Annotated in this window: 17 protein-coding genes and 1 tRNA gene; 3 read left to right on the top strand and 15 right to left on the bottom strand. The window is 68.4% G+C overall.

The genetic code is table 11. The annotated features are described in order from the left end of the window. Window positions 1-63: 63 nt before the first annotated feature. Complete coding sequence (locus AC5JCN_RS06585; protein WP_495754234.1) at window positions 64-603, bottom strand: YceD family protein; 540 nt, start codon at window positions 601-603, stop codon at window positions 64-66. Then, window positions 600-1,145, bottom strand: coding sequence for a ubiquinol-cytochrome C chaperone family protein (locus tag AC5JCN_RS06580; RefSeq protein ID WP_495754233.1), 546 nt, complete (start codon window positions 1,143-1,145; stop codon window positions 600-602). The genes AC5JCN_RS06585 and AC5JCN_RS06580 overlap by 4 nt, the downstream gene beginning before the upstream one ends. Here AC5JCN_RS06580 and AC5JCN_RS06575 point away from each other — a divergent pair. Next, window positions 1,144-1,770: an outer membrane protein assembly factor BamE gene (locus AC5JCN_RS06575; RefSeq protein WP_495754232.1), complete on the top strand. Its 627-nt coding sequence runs from the start codon at window positions 1,144-1,146 to the stop codon at window positions 1,768-1,770. The two genes, AC5JCN_RS06580 and AC5JCN_RS06575, sit on opposite strands and share 2 nt — an antisense overlap. Before the next feature lie 315 nt (window positions 1,771-2,085). Here the strand turns inward: AC5JCN_RS06575 and AC5JCN_RS06570 are convergent, their stop codons facing one another. The 11 genes from AC5JCN_RS06570 to AC5JCN_RS06520 form a co-directional block, all read right to left on the bottom strand. Beyond that, entirely contained in the window at window positions 2,086-4,254 is a 2,169-nt protein-coding gene (locus AC5JCN_RS06570) for a sodium-translocating pyrophosphatase (RefSeq protein ID WP_495754231.1), read from the bottom strand. 194 nt (window positions 4,255-4,448) lie between these two features. Then, on the bottom strand, window positions 4,449-5,441 hold the full coding sequence (gene thiL, locus AC5JCN_RS06565; protein ID WP_495754230.1) for a thiamine-phosphate kinase: 993 nt from the start codon (window positions 5,439-5,441) through the stop codon (window positions 4,449-4,451). 12 nt (window positions 5,442-5,453) lie between these two features. Continuing rightward, entirely contained in the window at window positions 5,454-5,921 is a 468-nt protein-coding gene (gene nusB, locus AC5JCN_RS06560) for a transcription antitermination factor NusB (RefSeq protein ID WP_495754229.1), read from the bottom strand. Window positions 5,922-5,924: 3 nt separating this feature from the next. Beyond that, a complete protein-coding gene (gene ribH, locus AC5JCN_RS06555; RefSeq protein WP_495754228.1) occupies window positions 5,925-6,425 on the bottom strand; it encodes a 6,7-dimethyl-8-ribityllumazine synthase in 501 nt (166 codons plus the stop codon). Window positions 6,426-6,460: 35 nt separating this feature from the next. Next, window positions 6,461-7,111, bottom strand: a complete 651-nt coding sequence (locus AC5JCN_RS06550) for a riboflavin synthase (RefSeq protein ID WP_495754227.1) — start codon at window positions 7,109-7,111, stop codon at window positions 6,461-6,463. After that, the gene (gene ribD / locus AC5JCN_RS06545; RefSeq protein ID WP_495754226.1) at window positions 7,111-8,283 is read right to left on the bottom strand and encodes a bifunctional diaminohydroxyphosphoribosylaminopyrimidine deaminase/5-amino-6-(5-phosphoribosylamino)uracil reductase RibD; all 1,173 of its coding nucleotides are present in this window, start codon (window positions 8,281-8,283) and stop codon (window positions 7,111-7,113) included. Before ribD ends, AC5JCN_RS06550 begins: the two co-directional genes overlap by 1 nt. A 1-nt stretch (window position 8,284) precedes the next feature. Further along, entirely contained in the window at window positions 8,285-8,800 is a 516-nt protein-coding gene (gene nrdR / locus AC5JCN_RS06540; protein ID WP_495754225.1) for a transcriptional regulator NrdR, read from the bottom strand. A 30-nt stretch (window positions 8,801-8,830) separates the two neighbouring features. Further along, window positions 8,831-10,135 (bottom strand): serine hydroxymethyltransferase, encoded by a 1,305-nt coding sequence (gene glyA, locus AC5JCN_RS06535; protein WP_495754224.1) that lies wholly within the window; start codon window positions 10,133-10,135, stop codon window positions 8,831-8,833. 271 nt (window positions 10,136-10,406) lie between these two features. Then, the gene (locus tag AC5JCN_RS06530) at window positions 10,407-10,562 is read right to left on the bottom strand and encodes a hypothetical protein (RefSeq protein WP_495754223.1); all 156 of its coding nucleotides are present in this window, start codon (window positions 10,560-10,562) and stop codon (window positions 10,407-10,409) included. A 240-nt stretch (window positions 10,563-10,802) separates the two neighbouring features. After that, window positions 10,803-10,892 (bottom strand) — tRNA-Ser (locus AC5JCN_RS06525). A gap of 90 nt (window positions 10,893-10,982) precedes the next feature. Continuing rightward, a complete protein-coding gene (locus tag AC5JCN_RS06520; protein ID WP_495754222.1) occupies window positions 10,983-11,318 on the bottom strand; it encodes a hypothetical protein in 336 nt (111 codons plus the stop codon). Window positions 11,319-11,659: 341 nt separating this feature from the next. On the opposite strand from AC5JCN_RS06520, the gene AC5JCN_RS06515 reads away from it, so the two are divergent. Next, window positions 11,660-12,847, top strand: a complete 1,188-nt coding sequence (locus AC5JCN_RS06515; protein WP_495754221.1) for an MFS transporter — start codon at window positions 11,660-11,662, stop codon at window positions 12,845-12,847. 13 nt (window positions 12,848-12,860) lie between these two features. Here the strand turns inward: AC5JCN_RS06515 and AC5JCN_RS06510 are convergent, their stop codons facing one another. Next, a complete protein-coding gene (locus tag AC5JCN_RS06510) occupies window positions 12,861-13,124 on the bottom strand; it encodes a hypothetical protein (protein ID WP_495754220.1) in 264 nt (87 codons plus the stop codon). 71 nt (window positions 13,125-13,195) lie between these two features. Beyond that, window positions 13,196-14,233, bottom strand: coding sequence for an AraC family transcriptional regulator (locus AC5JCN_RS06505; RefSeq protein ID WP_495754219.1), 1,038 nt, complete (start codon window positions 14,231-14,233; stop codon window positions 13,196-13,198). A gap of 111 nt (window positions 14,234-14,344) precedes the next feature. Here AC5JCN_RS06505 and AC5JCN_RS06500 point away from each other — a divergent pair, with 111 nt between their 5' ends. Beyond that, window positions 14,345-15,400 (top strand): AraC family transcriptional regulator, encoded by a 1,056-nt coding sequence (locus tag AC5JCN_RS06500; protein ID WP_495754218.1) that lies wholly within the window; start codon window positions 14,345-14,347, stop codon window positions 15,398-15,400. The last annotated feature ends 51 nt before the right edge of the window (window positions 15,401-15,451 follow it).

The raw sequence follows: 15,451 nt of genomic DNA, 5'->3' as shown, positions 1-15,451 counted from the left end.
GGCATACGCGGCGCGCGGACAATAGCGAAGCGCGGCAGGGAGGCAACTGCTTTGCGGCGCCTGTCACTCCTTCTTGTCGGCACTCAGGCGCGCAAGGGCAGCAAAAGGAGACTCCTCGGTCGTATCCTCGATGTGGTCGAAGAACCCGGTCCCCGGCGCCTTGGGATAGGGATCGAGGCCCAGGGCAAGGAACTCGGCCGTGACCGCGCCGAGGTCGATCCTGCCGTTCACGATGGGATCCGGGGGATCCGGCTGGTCTGCCGTGCCTTCGTGGCTCTCGCCCGGCTGGTACTGCGGAATGTCCCGCGAGAATCGCACGTCGACCGGCTCGTCGATCTGCACCTCGATGGGCTCGAGGGTCACGACGCAGGTCTGGTGAACCGTGGCCTTGACCGTTCCAGTGACGGCGGCGCCGCGGCTGCGGGGACGCACGAGAAAGCTGGCCGTCAGGGCATCGACCGACGGGATGTCGAGTTGTGCAGCAAGCGCCTTGCGTTCGTCCTCGCTAGTGGTGACCATCACCTCGAGCCCGTCGGCGGGCAGGTCGTCCACGCGGACGAGACGGGACAGGGCGGGATGATCCTGGGACGGGCGCTCGGTCATGGCTGGCCTTCCGTGGAAAGCGTGGCGAAGGCGGGTCTGGCGGCCACGAAGTCGTCGAAGCTCTGAATGGCCAACCCCGCGGCGCTCTCCCGCACATAGCGCAGGAGCCGCTCGGCCTGGCCCGGCGTCTCCGCCGCGCCATCATAGACGTTGCGGCGGAGCACCGCGAGCAGCGCGGCATCGTCCCCGAAGGCATCCTCATAGGCCTTGGCACGGCCGGCAAACGCCGCGGCCATGTCCTTCATGCGCTTGGGCACCGTGATGTCCCCCACGCCCAATTCCCGTAGAGCCGCATCGAACTGGCGGAAGATCGTGTTGACGAGGTCCTGCGCAAGGTCGTCGGCGGGCGGCGGCAGCTCGCGCAGGCGCCGCATCACGAGGACGGCGTGCAGGGTCAGGCAGTCGAAACGGCCATCGATCGTGTCGGGGACGCCAAGGTCGCGGTAGAGAACCGGATTGCGCGAAGCCTCCGCAACGGCAGCATAGAGCCCGTCGACGATGGCGAGGTTTCGGTCACGGCCACGGAAAAGCCCGAAGATCATGGGTTCTCAGCCCTTCGCCAAGGCGGGCTCCGGAGCCCGCGCCTTGCAATTCGAAGGCCTGCGGGTTACGGCATCGCTGCCCTGCGGGGCAAGCGGAATCGGCGGCCGCGACACCGCACCGCCCGAGGGAGACGCCTTCATGCCGATACGCCACCCTGCCGCCGGGACCGGCCATCTGGTTCGCCTCGGAGGGATCGCGGCTGCGACCGCGCTGGCGCTGATCGTGTCGGCCTGCAACACCGAGCCGCAGCTGCGCGGCTACATCCCCGACGAGAAGGCACTCGGCCAGCTGAAGCCCGGCGAGGACGCCCAGGCCGTTCTGCAGACGATGGGCACGCCCTCCACCGTCTCCACCGTTGGCAACCAGACCTGGTACTACATCAGCCAGACGACGACGCAGCGCCTGCGCTTCATGAAGCCGACCATCGTGGATCAGCGGGTTCTCGTGGTGGTCTTCAACAAGAACATGAAGGTCGAGCGCGTCGCGAGCTACGGCCTGCAGGACGGCGTGGTGTTCGACTTCATCAGCCGCACGACCCCGACCTCCGGCGCCGAACTCACCCTCGTCCGCCAGCTTCTGGGCGCTGCGGGAGCCGTCGCCGGGGCGGCCAGCCCGCCGCAGTAAAGGGATCTGGTTCTTCCGGTGGAGGCGAAGCGCAGGCAAGCCCCACCGTCTGCACTGAAAACCTCTGCATTGCAGATGCGTAAGCCCCTTCTCCCGTCCAACGGGAGACAGTGGTGCGCGTGCGTCGGATGAGGGTGTGGCACCTCAGGGCGCCACTTCCGGCTTTTTCCCTCACCGGCATTCGGTCTGTCAGCTCCTCAGGCCACTTCTTCCCGCAGGCGAAGCGAAGAATCTCGACAGACTGACCACCTTAAGAAAAACCCCGCCGCGGTCGCTCGCGGCGGGGTTTTCGGTTCAGCACCTTACCGTCGTCCGTCAGCCGATATGCGCGAGCACGGCCAACAGCAGCAGGGCGACGATGTTTGTGATCTTGATCGCCGGGTTCACGGCGGGGCCCGCCGTGTCCTTGTAGGGGTCGCCGACGGTGTCGCCCGTCACCGACGCCTTGTGGGCCTCGGACCCCTTCAAGTGGCGGACGCCCTCGCGGTCGACGAAGCCGTCTTCGAAGGACTTCTTGGCGTTGTCCCACGCGCCACCGCCCGATGTCATCGAGATGGCGACGAAGAGGCCGTTGACGATCACGCCGAGCAGCGAGGCACCCAGAGCCGCGAAGGCCGAGGCCTTGGATCCGGAAATCCAGTACACGCCGAAATAGACGACGATCGGCGCCAGCACCGGCAGCATCGAGGGGATGATCATCTCCTTGATCGCCGCCCGCGTCAGCATGTCGACGGCCCGCGCATAGTCGGGCTTGGCGGTGCCCTGCATGATGCCGGGATTGTCGCGGAACTGCCGGCGCACTTCCTCCACCACGGAGCCCGCCGCACGTCCCACGGCCGTCATAGCGATGCCGCCGAACAGGTAGGGGATGAGGCCGCCGAAGATCAGGCCGGCGACGACATAGGGGTTGGAGAGGTCGAAGGAGACCGTGCCCATGCCCTTGAAGTAGGGATAGAGCGTCGATCCCTCGGCGTTGGCCTGGGCGGCGAAGAACTGCAGGTCGTAGCTGTACGCTGCGAAGAGCACGAGCGCGCCGAGGCCGGCCGAGCCGATGGCGTAGCCCTTGGTGACCGCCTTGGTCGTGTTGCCGACAGCGTCGAGCGCGTCGGTCGAGTGGCGGACCTCCTTGGGAAGTCCGGCCATCTCGGCGATGCCGCCGGCATTGTCCGTCACCGGGCCGAAGGCATCGAGCGCCACGATCATGCCGGCGAGGCCGAGCATGGTGGTCACCGCGATGGCCGTGCCGTAGAGGCCCGCCAGCTGGAACGTCGAGATGATGCCGCCGATGATGACGATGGCCGGCAGCGCCGTCGATTCCAGCGAGACCGCGAGGCCCTGGATGACGTTGGTGCCGTGGCCGGTCACGGAGGCCTGGGCGATCGAGACGACCGGGCGCTTGCCGGTGGCGGTGTAGTACTCGGTGATCCAGACGATCAGGCCCGTCACGATCAGGCCGATGATGCCGCAGATGAACAGCCGCGTGCCATTGACCGTGATGTCGCCGCCGATGGCCTTCACGACGCCGAGGTCACCGAACCCGACGGTGCCCGCCGTCGCCAGCGCGAGGCCGATGACCGACAGGATCGAGGTCGCCCAGAGGCCCTTGTAGAGGGCGCCCATGATCGAGTTGTTGGCGCCGAGCTTGACGAAGAAGGTGCCGACGATCGAGGTGACGATGCAGACCGCGCAGATGGCGAGCGGGTAGAGCATCGCGGATGCCAGGATCGGCTGGCCGGCGAAGAAGATCGCCGCGAGCACCATGGTGGCGACCACCGTCACCGCGTAGGTCTCGAACAGGTCGGCCGCCATGCCGGCGCAGTCGCCGACGTTGTCGCCGACGTTGTCGGCGATCGTCGCGGGATTGCGCGGGTCGTCCTCGGGGATGCCAGCCTCGACCTTGCCGACGAGGTCGGCGCCGACGTCGGCACCCTTGGTGAAGATGCCGCCGCCCAGACGGGCGAAGATGGAGATCAGCGAGGCGCCGAAGCCGAGGGCGACCAGCGCGTCGATGACCTCGCGGCTCGCCGGCGGATGGCCGAGCGGCCCGGTGAGGACCCAGTAGTAGACGGCGACGCCGAGCAGGGCGAGGCCCGCGACCAGAAGGCCGGTGACCGCGCCCGCCTTGAAGGCGACGTCGAGGCCGGCAGCCAGCGACTGCGAGGCTGCCTGGGCGGTGCGCACATTGGCCCGCACCGACACGTTCATGCCGATGAAGCCGGCTGCGCCCGACAGGATGGCTCCGATGGCGAAGCCGATCGCGACAGGCAGGCTGAGCAACAGGGCGATGACGACGAAGAGGACGACCCCCACGATGCCGATCGTCGTGTACTGCCGCTTGAGGTAGGCCTGCGCGCCCTCGCGGATCGCCGCGGCGATCTCCTGCATGCGCTGCGTGCCTGCGTCCCGGCTGTTCACGTCCGCGATGGCCCATACGCCATACGCGATCGACAGCAGCCCTCCCAGGATAATCAACCAGATGATCATGTCTCGTCCCTGTGATGACCCGGCTGGGCCGGTCTTATCGGCACGGCGGGGAGCCGCGCCCCCTTGTTCTGGGGCGGCACAGTCGTGCCAAAATTACAGGCCCGACGCAAACGGACTTTGGACGGGTATACGCGAAAAGCTGAAGCGTGGCAGCTGAAGCACGTGGACAACCCCTTCCAGGGGTCCGTGCGGCGCTAGAAGTGGCTGAACGAGCCCTTTTCAAACGTTATGGGCGCGCCATTGCGGCGATAGACAATGCCTTGGGATGCGTCGAGCACCTCCCCGATCGGCGTCAATTCCACCCCTGCCGCCTTCGCAGCCGCTCGGAAGGCAAGAAGCTGGGCGGGAGACACCGTCGCGAGGATCTCGTAGTCGTCTCCGCCTGTCACCGCACGGTCCAGGAGGCTGGGAGCGAGGCCGGCAGCGCTCCGGACGGCCGTCGACAGCGGAACGGCGTCGAGATCGACCGAGGCGCCTGTTCCGCTGGCCCGCATCATCTTCGCGAGGTCGCCGGCAAGTCCGTCGGAGACGTCCATCGCGCCGCTGGCGAAGATGCGCAGGGCCGCAACGAGCGCCAGGCGCGGGCGGGGATGCAAATAGCGGTCGAGAAGATGGGCGAGCTCTTCTTCCGCCAGGGCGTTCGCCCAGCCATCATCCGGCGCCAGCCTGGCGGCGAGGCCGAGTGCGGCATCCCCGATGCTGCCGCTGACGACGATGACATCGCCGGGGCGCGCCCCGGTGCGTGGCACCATGCGGCCCTCCGGCACCGAGCCGAAGGCCGTGATGGACAGGGTCAGCGGTCCCGGAGTTCGAACCGTGTCGCCCCCGATGAGCGGGCAGTAGCCCTGCGCAGCGGCCGCGCCGAGACCTTCCGCAAAGGCTTCCAGCCACTCGGCGGTCCAGTCCGGGGGCAGCGCGAGAGAGAGCACGAATCCCAGGGGATCGGCGCCTTTGGCCGCCAAATCCGACAGGTTCACGCCCAACGCCTTGCGGGCGATCGAGGCGGGCGGATCATCCGGGAAGAAGTGCATCCCCCCGACAAGGGCATCCGTCGTGACGACCACCTCCTCGCCCGGGCGGACCCGGAAGCGCCCGGCATCGTCGAGCAGGGCAAGCCCGCCCTCCCCGGCCAGCGGCCGGAAGTAGCGCGCGATGAGGTCGTCCTCCCCCGGCCTGGGCTGCGTCATCGGGAAACCCGGTCAGCCAGGGCGGCGGGAGAGCTCGGCCGGCCGCTCCTCGCGGCCGATAGCGTCGAGCACGGCGTTGACCATGCCCGCCTCCTCACCGTCGTAGAAGGCGCGCGCGACGTCCACGTACTCGTTGATCACGACCCGCACCGGCACGTCGGGGCGGCGGATCAGCTCATAGGCTCCGGCGCGGAGAATGGCACGCAGCACGGCTTCGACGCGCTTCAGCGGCCAGCCGCGAGCCAGGGCGGCGTCCACCTTCTGGTCGACGAGCCTCTGGTCCTGCACCACCCCCGCGACAAGGTCGCGGAAGAACGGCTCTTCCGCCGGCTTCAGCTCGACGTCGTCGATCGGGACGTTCATCCAGTGGCTCTCGAACTCCGACACCGCCTGCTGAACGGGCTTGCCGGAGATCTCCATGTCGTAGAGCGCCTGCACGGCCGCGAGCCGGGCGACCGAGCGCTTGTCCCCGCGTGCCATGGCTCAGGCCTTCGCCGCGGCCAGGGCGCGACGCTTGAGGCGCACCAGCGCCAGAGCCGCCTCGGCAGCGCCGCCGCCCTTGTTGCCTTCGCTCACGCGCGCACGGGCCCAGGCCTGCACCTCGTTCTCGACGGTGAGGATGCCGTTGCCGACCGGCAGCAGGCGGGAGACACCGAGGTCCATCAGCGCGCGGGCGCTCTCGCCGGCGACGATATCGAAATGGCTGGTCTCGCCGCGGATCACGCAACCGAGCGCGACGATGCCGTCATAGGGACGCGCCGTGCCCGCGGCCGCATCGACGAGGATGGCGGCCGCGATCGGGATCTCCAGCGCTCCGGGAACGGTGACGACGTCGAACTCGGTCCCCTCCGTCTCCAGCACCTGCTTCGCGCCGGTGAGGAGCTCGTTGGTGATGTCGTCGTAGTAGCGCGCCTCGACGATGAGGATGCGCCCGTGGGTCGGGACACCATCCGACGTGGCGGATGAAAGGCGGGGGCCGGCCATGAAGGTCTCGCGAAACGTGCGGGGATTTGCGCCTGTCAGTATCCCTGCGCGCGCGCCTCCGCAAGCCGCGCGGCGTAGCGGGCCATCTGGTCGACCTCTATGTTGATCCTGTCACCGGCTCTGGCCGAGCCCCAGGTTGTCACCGCCAGCGTGTGCGGGATCAGGAACACCGTGAAGAGGTCCCGCTCGACCGTGTTGACGGTGAGGGAGGTGCCGTCGAGCGACACGGAGCCTTTCTCTGCGACGAAACGCGCCACGTTGGCGGGCATGCGCATCGTGAAGCGGGCCGTCGGTCCCCAGGCATCGTTCTCGCTGCCGGCCGCCGTCACGTCGTCCCGCGCCGCGATCTCGGCGACGCCGTCGACATGGCCGGAGACGAGATGCCCGCCGAGCTCGTCGCCGATCTTGAGCGACCGCTCCAGGTTGAGCCGCGTGCCAGCCTTCCACGAGCCCACGGTGGTGCGCGCCAGCGTCTCCGCCGCGGCGTCGACCTCGAACCACGAGCCGCCGCCTTCGCGCGGACCGAAGCCCACGACGGTCAGGCAGGGCCCGGAGCAGGCGATGGAGCAGCCCATCTCGTACGTCGCGGGATCGTAGGCGCTGTCGATGCGGATCCGGCGGAGCGAACCCTGGTGATCGGCGACCGAGGCGATGACGCCCACATCCGTGACGATGCCCGTGAACATCAGTGCCTCCTCGTCCAGCTTTGCAGGGTGTCCGGACCCAGCCGGACGGCAGGGCCGCTCTCGAACAGATGGGAATCGGCCGTCAGGGCTGCCAGCTCGGGCGGGATCGCGGGCAGGCCGGGCCGACCAAGGGGAGATTCGCCCGTGATTGCCACGACGACGTCGACGAGGCGGGCCCGTGCAAGCCCCGCCGCGAGCGCGGGTCCGCCCTCGCAGAACACCCGGGTGACGCCCCGCCGTGCCAGAACGGCCAGCACATCGGGTAGAGACAAGTGCCCATCGGGCCCGCGGGCGACGCGCTCCACCAAGACGCCACGTTCTGCCAGCGACGTGTCGCGACCGGCAGGGGCATCGAGCGCCGCGATCACCCAGACGGGCACCCCGCTGGCGGTCCGCACCAGCGCGCCGTCGAGCGGCAGCCGCAGGGCGGCGTCGGCAACGACACGGACCGGCGAGCGGCTGGCGAGGCCGGGCAGCCGGCAGGTGAGCTGCGGATCGTCGGCCAGCGCCGTTCCGATGCCCACGAGCACGGCATCGTGCTGGGCCCGCATCATGTGCACGCGCCGGTTCGCGGCTTCTCCGGTGATCAGCAGGCGCGGACCATCGAGCGGAGCCGCAAATCCATCCGCGGTCGAGGCCAACTTCAGCGTCACCATCGGGCGCTTGTCGACGATGCGGCGCACGAAGCCCAGATTGGCCGCTCTCGCCTCGCGCGCCATGACGCCGACCTCGACGTCGACCCCGGCCGCGCGAAGCCTGATGTGGCCGCGCCCGTTGACGCGCGGATCGGGATCCTCGATGGCCGAGACGACCCGGGCGATCCCGGCCGCGACGATGGCGTCGCAGCAGGGCGCCGTGTGGCCATGATGAGAGCAAGGCTCCAGCGTCACCGCGATGCTGGCGCCGCGGGCCGCCTCCCCTGCCTGGGCGAGCGCGACCGTCTCCGCATGCGGCCGGCCGCCCGGCTGGGTGAAGCCGCGCCCGACGATCACCGGCACATCGCCGTCCATGCGCCAGACGACGGCGCCCACGGCAGGGTTCGGCCAGGTGTTGCCGAGACCACGCCGGCCCAGTGCCAGCGCATGGCGCATCATGCGTTCGTCAATGGCTCGCTGGCGTGCGAGGCGAGGATCGGCCGGGGCGGCGGTTGCGCCCGGCCCGGTGGAGGCCATGTCAGCCCGGCTCCCGCGCCGGAGCCTTGCCTGGCCGCTTGGCGACGGGGGCGCCATCGTCCGGCTCCTCGGAGACGAGCTGGCCGATCAGCTCCTCGAAGTCCCGAGCCTCGCGGAAATTCCGGTAGACGGAGGCAAACCGCACATAGGCGACGTCGTCGAGGTTCTTCAGCGCATCCATGATCAGCTGGCCGATAGTGGCCGTCGTCACCTCACCATCGCCCATGCTCTCCAGCTGCCGGACGATTCCGTTGATCATGCGCTCGACCCGCTCCGGCTCGACTGGCCGCTTGCGCAGCGCGATTTCCACCGAGCGCACCAGCTTGTCGCGGTCGAACGGCACCCGCCGGCCCGAGCGCTTGGCCACCATCAGCTCGCGCAGCTGCACGCGCTCGAAGGTGGTGAAGCGCCCTCCGCAGTCCGGGCAGACGCGCCGCCGCCGGATGGCGGAATGATCGTCGCTCGGCCGCGAGTCCTTCACCTGCGTCTCGAGCGACGAGCAATAGGGACAGCGCACTTCGGCCTCCGGGCCTCGCCGGGCTTGAGGTCAGTTGTAGATCGGGAAGCGCCGGGTGAGGTCGTGCACCTTGCCCTTCACCGCCGACTCGACCGCGGCGTTGTCCGCCTCGCCATTCTTGGCCAGCCCGTCCAGCGTCTCGACGATGAGCTCACCGACGCGCCTGAACTCGGCGACGCCGAAGCCGCGCGACGTGGCGGCGGGGGATCCCAGCCGAATGCCGGACGTGATGGTCGGCTTCTCCGTATCGAAGGGAACGCCGTTCTTGTTGCAGGTGATGTGGGCGCGGCCCAGCGCCGCCTCGGCGGCTTTGCCGGTCAGCGTCTTCGGGCGGAGGTCCACCAGCATCAGGTGGTTGTCGGTGCCCCCGGTGACGATGGCGTAGCCAGCCGCCCTGATCGTCTCGGCCAGTACCTTGGCGTTGTCGACGACGGCCTGCGCGTAGAGCTTGAACTCCGGCGTCAGCGCCTCACCGAAGGCGACGGCCTTGGCAGCGATGACGTGCATCAGCGGGCCGCCCTGCAGGCCGGGGAAGACGGCCGAGTTGACCTTCTTGGCGATGTCCTCGTCGTCCGTGAGGATGATGCCGCCGCGCGGGCCGCGCAGCGTCTTGTGCGTCGTCGACGTGACGACATGGGCGTGCGGGAACGGCGAGGGATGCGCGCCGCCGGCCACGAGGCCTGCGAAATGCGCCATGTCGACGAGGAAATAGGCTCCTACCGCGTCAGCGATCTCGCGGAACTTCGCAAAATCCCAGTGCCGGGCGTAGCCCGAGCCGCCGGCGATGATGATCTTGGGCTTGTGCTCGTGGGCGAGGCGCTCGACCTGCGCCATGTCGACCGTCTGGTCCTCCGGCTTCACGCCGTAGCTGACCACCTTGAACCACTTGCCCGACATGTTCGGCGGCGCGCCGTGGGTGAGGTGCCCGCCGGCGGCGAGGTCGAGGCCCATGAAGGTGTCGCCGGGCTTCATCAGGCCGAGGAAGACGGCCTGGTTGGCCTGGGAGCCGGAGTTCGGCTGGACGTTGGCGAAGCCGCAGCCGAACAGCCGCTTGGCGCGCTCGATGGCGACCGTCTCGGCGATGTCGACGAACTGGCACCCGCCATAGTAGCGGCGGCCGGGATAACCCTCGGCGTACTTGTTGGTCATCACCGAGCCCTGCGCCTCCAGCACGGCGCGGGAGACGATGTTCTCGGAAGCGATCAGCTCGATCTCGTCGCGCTGCCGGCCGAGCTCCTTGGCGATGGCGTCGGCGATCTCGGGATCGCGGTCTGCGAGGCTCGCGGCGAAGAAGCTGTTCGACATGTGGCTCGCGCCACGCTGGCTAGCGGACATGGACCATGCTCCGGTTGGGATCGCGGTTGATACCGCATCTCGTGGCGGGCGGCTTGCCGCCCCGCGACATGCGGTGGCGCATAACACGCGAAAGCCGACCGCGAAAGACCGCGCAACGGCCGCAGGCACACGGCGACACCGCCTCCGCCCGCGGCCAACCGGCGCGAAACGACGCAGGCGAACCCGAGGTTTTCCTCACCCGGCGGAAATTTGCTCCCTCGTTCCAGCCGCAGGCCTGCGCAGGCTCGCAGAGGATCCCGCCAGCAGGTTGCTAGAGGACCCGGCTGGTCAGCTGCTTCACATGGTGCATGGCCTGGTGGCCGAGATGGAGGGCTGGGCTGCCGAAGTGGACCGCGACCGCAACGATCACGATCCACATCGCCAGGGAGACTACCACCGCGTTCTTCAAGCCGTTCACGAAACTCATGACGCGATCTCCTGTCCGGCTCGCCTGGTCGGCTTCCTGACCGAGTGCCGATGGCTCGGGGAGCAAATCTACGCTTCCGCGAAGATCCGGTTCCCATTGCCCGATCTGGTCACTGAATTGGATCTTTGTTGTGAAGCCGACTCCATCCGCCGATCACAGGCGCGTGACGGTCGAGCTGACGCATTCAGGACGAGCAGAACGTACAGATCTTTCGCTGGTGACGATTGCTGATCAGACCACTGGCGGAAGGGGTGGGATTCGAACCCACGGTGAACTTGCGCCCACGGCGGTTTTCAAGACCGCTGCCTTAAACCACTCGGCCACCCTTCCACGTGCGGCCTCTGGCCGTCCGGCTACGCCGGTGCTCCCCTGGCGAGGATGGCGCTGCAGCGACTGTCTACTTCCCGGCGGGCGCAGGCGTCAACGCGCCGGAGTTGAACCGGGAACCGTGGGTTCCTGTGTCGCGGCATAGCGGGGGCAGTCCTTCGTCGTCGTTCCGAACGGCCGAACGGCCATGTAGGGGCATTCGCGCGAGGAGATTTGACGGCTTTTCGCGATTGCGAACAGCAACAGGGGGGCGCCAAAACCGCGCGTGACCAGGATCATCTCCATGTTGCTCTTGGCGTCTTCCTCACTGTCCTTGCGGTACTGAACGCAATCAGCCAGCCCGCGCACCTGCCGTTCGGCCTGGATGATCGGTGTGGCCGGGACGCGTTCGCTGCAGAGTTGGCTGTCCGGCACATTGGCGAGATCCATCTGCGCTGCCGCCCTTGCGATCACAGCCGCGCGGTCTGCGGACGTGCCACAAGCTGCGCTGGCAAAGCAGGTCGAAACGGCCATGGCGAAGGCGAGGTAGCGATGTGGCGCGCCGCCGGGCCCGGTTTCTGTCGACTTCATCATGGAAGATGCTCCCGCAATGAGAGCGGACGCGTGTCGGTCGCGGCTTGCCTTGATGTACCGCAAACCGCTCTGAAGTTTGGCTTGGAAGGCCGCCGCTCACCCCTGCGCGCATCCGCCCTGCCGTTGCCGCCCTTCTCGCGGCTGCGACTCTGCGTTAGCCAAGCAGGCACGGAGCGACCCGAAAGGACCCCTGCCGCTTGCTGCTTCCCCGCCTGTCCCGCCGCGCCTCGTTCATCGCGGTGGCGGTCGCCTTCGTTGCGGTCTTCGCGGCGGCGGGGTCACCGATACCGCTGTACAACACGTACCGGGCCGAGGACGGCGTCACCAAGGGTCACCTCGGCATCGTGACGGTCGGCTACCTCGTGGCCGCCGCGGTGTCCTTGCTGATGCTCGGCCGCCTTTCGAACCACCTCGGCCGTCGCCCCGTGGCGCTGGCGGCGCTCGGGCTCGGGCTTGTGGCCTGCGCGATCCTGATCGCGGCTCAGGGCCCAGTGCCGCTGTTCACCGCGCGACTGCTGCAGGGTCTGTCGTCCGGGCTCGCCTCGACGGCACTCGGCGCTTTCGTCGTCGACACGTCGAGGGACCGTCCCGGCTGGCTGGCCGCCGCCATTACCGGCACCGGCCCGATGATGGGCGTGGCCACAGGCGCTCTCACCTGTGGAGCACTGGTGCAGTACGCGCCCGCACCAAAGGTGCTGATCTTCCTGGTCGTCATGGTGGCGCTCGCGGTGTCCTTCCTCCTCGTGCTCATGAGCCCGGAAACGGTCGCGCGCAGCCCCGGGGTACTCCGGTCGACGAAGCCGCAGCTGCAGGTGCCCAGGGGCTCGGGCCGCCTCGTCCTGACGGCCGGCGCCGCCGCGGTCGCCACATGGTCGATGGGCGGCTTCTACCAGGCTTACGGGCCGGCTGTGGTGAAGTCCTATCTCGGCACGGGCAACGCGCTGGTCGCGGCCGCGGTCTTTGCCGCGATGCTGGTGCTGACGCCGTTTGGCGGGCCCATCGCAGCAAGGATGAGCCCGGCGACCGGCGTGCGGACAGGCATGGCGCTCTTCCTTGCGGGGCTGGCAGGGCTGGTGTGGTCGCTCGAGGCCGGGGCCATCTGGCCGTTCGTGGCCGCGAGCCTCGTCATCGGCCTCGCCCAGGGCATCGCTTCGACGGGCGCCTTGCGGGCTCTTCTCGCGATGGCGGCGCCGCACGAACGGGCCGGGCTGCTCTCGACGCTCTACGTGGTGTCCTACGCCGGGGCGGCCTTCCCCGGCATCGTGGCCTTCGCCGTCGCGGCCAACATGGAGCTGCGCGACATCGCGCTTGGCTATGCTGCCGTAGCCCTGGCCGGGGCGATCGTTGCTGTCACAACGGCACGCAATCCGCCCGTCCCCGCCTAGAAGACCTTTTCGATCAGGGCTGCTTCTCGACCTTGGCCGCCATGTCAGGGATGAGGCGCACGCGATAGGTGACGCCGTCGCATTTGAGGATCCACACCGCCTCGTCGGGCTTCGACGCCGCCGCGTCGCGGGTCGCCGAATTCGGGGTCTTGCACGCATAGCCCTGACCGCGGATCTGGTCGGCCAGCAGCATCGTGGGTGCGTCGTCGGCCCAGGCGGCCGAACAGGCGGCCGCAAGCGTGGCCGCGGCCAGGAATGTCCGTGCACCGTGTGTCATGTCGCGTCTCTCTCGTTGCCTGCCTGCCGCCGGCGCCATGCGCCGTACTTCTTGCCACGGAGGAGGTTAAGTTATCCAGACCCTTTGATTGCCACCCGGGCTTCCGGCGCCACCTCGCGCCAGCGGGATGGCGACATCCCGGTCCAGCGGTTGAAGGCATGCACGAAGGCGCTGTGCGTCCCGTAGGACAGCGCCTCCCCCACTCGCCCGACCGGCAGGTCCGTCTGGCTCAGCAACTCCCGGGCAATGGCGGAGCGCACCTCGTCTCTCAGCAACCCGAAGGTGGTTCCGGCACGGGCAAGGTTGCGTTCGAGCGTGCGGGGATGCTGGCCGAGTTGTCGGGCAATCGCCGAGAGCCCGCCCTCCCCCACCAGGAGACGCGGCCGCAGAGCATGGCGCACACGGGCCACGGGGTCGGCCAGTTCCGTCCCCAGCGCCGACACGATCCGGTCCAGCTGAAATCGCCGCGCCGCCGGATCGGCACCGGGCAGTGGCAGGGCCATGTCGTGTTCACGGACGACGACGCAGGACTGCTCCTGGTCGAACAAGGGCAGCACGCCCATCACCTGAACATAGGGCGAAGGATCGGCCGGCTCCCGGGTGCTCAGCAGGACCTTTGCGACCCTCGCCCGGCCGCCCGTCAGGCTCCTCGTGATCATGCAGGCCATTGCTATGGCGATATCGTAGACCTGCCGGACGCCCTGCGAGAACCCGTGATACAGGCCGTAGGCAATGGCGTAGTCGCCACCGAAGCGCTGCAGCGAGACGGACGCCGCTCGCGAATACCCCATCTGCAGCCCGATATAGTCTTCGACGGCATCTCGCAGCGTCGGCGCACTCGCCATGAGCTCGCCGATTGAGCCCAGCGCGCGGTGATCACAGCGCGACCCCAGGATCAGCCCGATCTCCGGCCGTCCCGTGAGAGCGGCCGCCCTGTCGAGAATGGCACCGGCGACCCGCATGGGCACGCGGCTCTCGGAAACGAGGTCCGCCCTGGCGACTCCCGTCCCCTTGATGACCTCCTCGACGGAGACCCCGAAGTTGCCGAGGACGGCCGGGAGCTCGGCGATGGGACCGAGCCTCTGCAAGGCGTTGCCGGGATCCTGCACGCGAATCGACCCCTGTCGTGAAAAGGCAAGCAAAGTTGAGCAGACTTAGCCATTATAGATAAGGTAACTGGAAAATTCAGTGCCGGTCACAGGCCCATGACAAGCACGCAAATGATTCGAAGCGGACCGCTGTTCGGCGTGCCCGGCCTGCTGAACGAATTCGGCCTCGATGCCGAACGCATCGTCCGTGGTGTGGGCCTCGACCCCGCCGTCGTCTCCGATCCGGAATCTCTGATCCCGATCCAGACCGGCGGGGCCTTGCTGTCGCATTGCATCGCCGCCACCGGCTGCCAGCACTTCGGCCTGCTCGCGGCAAAGGCGTCCGGCTCCGCCGGCCTCGGCCTGCTCGGCCTCGCCTGCCGGCACCAGGCTGACGTGCAAAGCGCGCTCCGGCTTCTGACGGATGGGCTGCTCTCCGATCACCGGGCCGCCGTGACGACGTTGCAGCTGAAGGACGGCTTCGCCCAGCTCGGCTATGTGCTCATCGATCCCGAGGTGCAGGCCGCCGACCAGATCCACGACTGCGCCATCGGCATCGCCACCCTCCTGATGCGCCAGCTGTGCAACCCTGCATGGAATCCCGCTCAGGTGCTGCTGCAACGGCGGCGCCCCACCAACCCGAAGCCGTGGCAGGCATTCTTCCGGGTCACACCGGAATTCGATTCCGAGCAGTCGGCCATCACCTTCCCTGTCGACCTGCTGACCAAGCCGGTTCCCGGAGCCGATCCAGTGCTCGGGCGCATTCTCGCCAAGCGCGTCCTCGACGGCTGCATGGAGGCCGATGCGGGTCTGACTGACGAGGTCGAGCGGCTGGTGAAGCCCATGCTCGGCCAGCGATTCTCCGTCGAGCGTGCCGCCACCATGCTCGGCGTCCATCGACGTACGCTCGCCCGGCGCCTCGCCGAGGAGGAGACGAGCTACCGCGAGGTCCATGACCGGGCCCGCTTCGACCGCGCACGCCAGATGATGCAGACGACGGATGTGCCGCTCGCCGAGATCGCGGTGCTGCTGGGCTATTCCGATGCCAGCGCCTTCACGCGGGCTTTCAGGCGCTGGTCCGGCATGAGCCCCAGCATGTGGCGCCGCATGGCCGAGAAGCGTGCCGGCAGCGCGGCAATTGCTGCCCCCGAGACGGAAGCCGATAACGCCGATCCACTCCACGGCTAGCTCGGGCGTGGCTGTCCGGACACAGCCAGCGCCGATCACGGAAGCAGTCCC

The sequence above is a fragment of the Alsobacter sp. genome (assembly GCF_059501845.1).
Note: the sequence above shows the minus strand (reverse complement) of the source record. Positions and strands in the feature narration are given on the sequence as shown.

Excerpts from the sequence above, each read along its gene's own strand:
- AC5JCN_RS06575 (WP_495754232.1), top strand. The coding sequence starts at position 1,144 with ATGGGTTCTCAGCCCTTCGCCAAGGCGGGCTCCGGAGCCCGCGCCTTG.
- AC5JCN_RS06510 (WP_495754220.1), bottom strand. The coding sequence starts at position 13,124 with ATGACACACGGTGCACGGACATTCCTGGCCGCGGCCACGCTTGCGGCC.
- AC5JCN_RS06585 (WP_495754234.1), bottom strand. The coding sequence starts at position 603 with ATGACCGAGCGCCCGTCCCAGGATCATCCCGCCCTGTCCCGTCTCGTC.
- ribD (WP_495754226.1), bottom strand. The coding sequence starts at position 8,283 with ATGGCCTCCACCGGGCCGGGCGCAACCGCCGCCCCGGCCGATCCTCGC.
- AC5JCN_RS06570 (WP_495754231.1), bottom strand. The coding sequence starts at position 4,254 with ATGATCATCTGGTTGATTATCCTGGGAGGGCTGCTGTCGATCGCGTAT.
- AC5JCN_RS06580 (WP_495754233.1), bottom strand. The coding sequence starts at position 1,145 with ATGATCTTCGGGCTTTTCCGTGGCCGTGACCGAAACCTCGCCATCGTC.
- ribH (WP_495754228.1), bottom strand. The coding sequence starts at position 6,425 with ATGGCCGGCCCCCGCCTTTCATCCGCCACGTCGGATGGTGTCCCGACC.
- thiL (WP_495754230.1), bottom strand. The coding sequence starts at position 5,441 with ATGACGCAGCCCAGGCCGGGGGAGGACGACCTCATCGCGCGCTACTTC.
- AC5JCN_RS06550 (WP_495754227.1), bottom strand. The coding sequence starts at position 7,111 with ATGTTCACGGGCATCGTCACGGATGTGGGCGTCATCGCCTCGGTCGCC.
- AC5JCN_RS06500 (WP_495754218.1), top strand. The coding sequence starts at position 14,345 with ATGATTCGAAGCGGACCGCTGTTCGGCGTGCCCGGCCTGCTGAACGAA.
- AC5JCN_RS06530 (WP_495754223.1), bottom strand. The coding sequence starts at position 10,562 with ATGAGTTTCGTGAACGGCTTGAAGAACGCGGTGGTAGTCTCCCTGGCG.
- AC5JCN_RS06520 (WP_495754222.1), bottom strand. The coding sequence starts at position 11,318 with ATGGATCTCGCCAATGTGCCGGACAGCCAACTCTGCAGCGAACGCGTC.
- nusB (WP_495754229.1), bottom strand. The coding sequence starts at position 5,921 with ATGGCACGCGGGGACAAGCGCTCGGTCGCCCGGCTCGCGGCCGTGCAG.
- glyA (WP_495754224.1), bottom strand. The coding sequence starts at position 10,135 with ATGTCCGCTAGCCAGCGTGGCGCGAGCCACATGTCGAACAGCTTCTTC.